1 protein-coding gene is annotated in these 498 nt (G+C 58.4%); it reads left to right on the forward strand.

The features are described 5' to 3' along the window. On the forward strand, positions 1-498 hold a 498-nt coding region (locus tag DVK07_RS21300), incomplete at both ends, for a helix-turn-helix domain-containing protein (protein WP_321166989.1).

Consider the following 498-nt stretch of genomic DNA (forward strand, 5'->3'; position numbering starts at 1 on the left):
GAGGTTGGGACCAATGGAAAATGTTTCAAATCAAGACAAAGCGATTGAATTGCTCCAACAGCTCGGGCTCAAAGAGTACGAAGCCAAGTCGTTCGTCGCGCTCGCACGCCGCCAGCGTGGGACGGCCAAGGACATCAGCGAAACCTCCGAAGTGCCCCGAACACGCGTCTACGACGCGATTCGCGTACTGGAATCCAAGGGGCTGGTAGAAACCCAGCACTCGAACCCGCAGATATTTCGAGCAGTCTCTATCGACGAGGCCGTCAACACCCTCCAGTCAGAGTACGTCGATCGGGCCGAGTCACTCCGGAGTGCCCTGAGCGGGCTAGAACCGACTGACGAGGAAGAATCAACAGAGGCCACCCACGAGGTGTGGTCCATCTCCGGCGACCAAGGCATTACGAGCCGGACGCGGCAGCTGATCGAGGGAGCGACAGAGGAGTTGATCCTCGTGGTCGGCCACGAGAGTATTTTCACCGACCAGTTGGCCGAACAGCT

This window comes from Halorubrum sp. Atlit-26R, assembly GCF_003666015.1.
Taxonomy (GTDB): Archaea; Halobacteriota; Halobacteria; order Halobacteriales; family Haloferacaceae; genus Halorubrum.